Raw genomic sequence first — 1172 nt, forward strand, 5'->3', positions numbered from 1 at the left:
CTGTTCGAGGACCAGCTCGAAGCCGTCGAGGCCGTGTCCGCGGCGCGTGGCGACGAGTACACGAACCTGGCACTGCTCACCGACGGCCTGCGCGCCGAACGCGAACAGGGCATCACCATCGACGTCGCCTACCGGTACTTCGCCACCCCGCGGCGCAAGTTCATCATCGCCGACACCCCCGGCCACATCCAGTACACCCGCAACATGGTCACCGGCGCGTCCACCGCCGACCTCGCCCTCGTCCTGGTCGACGCCCGCAAAGGCATCGTCGAACAGTCCCGCCGCCACGCGTTCCTGTGCTCCCTGCTGCGCGTGCCGCACCTGGTCCTGTGCGTCAACAAGATGGACCTCGTCGACTGGGACCAGGACATCTACGACCGCATCGTCGACGAATTCACCAGCTTCGCGGCCAAGCTCGACATCACCGACCTCGCGATCATCCCCATCAGCGCGTTGCAGGGCGACAACATCGCCACCCGCAGCAGCAACATGCCCTGGTATGAGGGCCCCAGCCTGCTGCACCACCTCGAGCACGTGCACATCGCCTCCGACCGCAACCTCGTCGACGTCCGGTTCCCCGTCCAGTACGTGATCCGCCCGCAGTCCACGACCGTGACCGACTACCGGGGCTACGCCGGGCAGGTCGCCTCCGGGATCCTCAAACCCGGCGACGAGGTCATGGTCCTACCGTCCGGGATGACCACCCGCATCGCCGGGATCGACACCGCCGACGGACCCGTCACCGAAGCATTCCCCCCGATGAGCGTGACCGTCCGGCTCGAAGACGAGATCGACATCTCCCGCGGCGACATGATCTGCCGCCCCCACAACACCCCCACCCCCGCGCAGGACATCGAAGCGCTCGTCTGCTGGATGGACGAGACCAAACCCCTGACCGTCGGCGCGAAATACTCGATCAAGCACACGACCAGGACGGCACGGGCGATCGTCAAGGGCCTGCAGTACCGCCTCGACGTCAACACCCTGCACCGCGACGAAACCGCCAACCAACTCGGCCTCAACGACATCGGACGCGTCCGGCTACGCACCACCGTCCCACTCATGGCCGACGAATACCGCCGCAACCGCACCACCGGCGGCTTCATCATCATCGACGAAACCACCAACCGCACCGTCGCCGCCGGCATGATCATCGAAGCCAACTAACCCCA

General features: G+C 66.2%; 1 protein-coding gene. It reads left to right on the forward strand.

Annotated elements, in window-relative coordinates:
* A partial coding sequence (locus AB0J67_RS41285) for a GTP-binding protein (protein ID WP_363491304.1) occupies nucleotides 1–1167 on the forward strand: 1167 nt, incomplete at its 5' end.
* Nucleotides 1168–1172: the final 5 nt, after the last annotated feature.

It is taken from the genome of Catellatospora sp. NPDC049609 (assembly GCF_040675365.1).
Taxonomy (GTDB): Bacteria; Actinomycetota; Actinomycetes; order Mycobacteriales; family Micromonosporaceae; genus Catellatospora.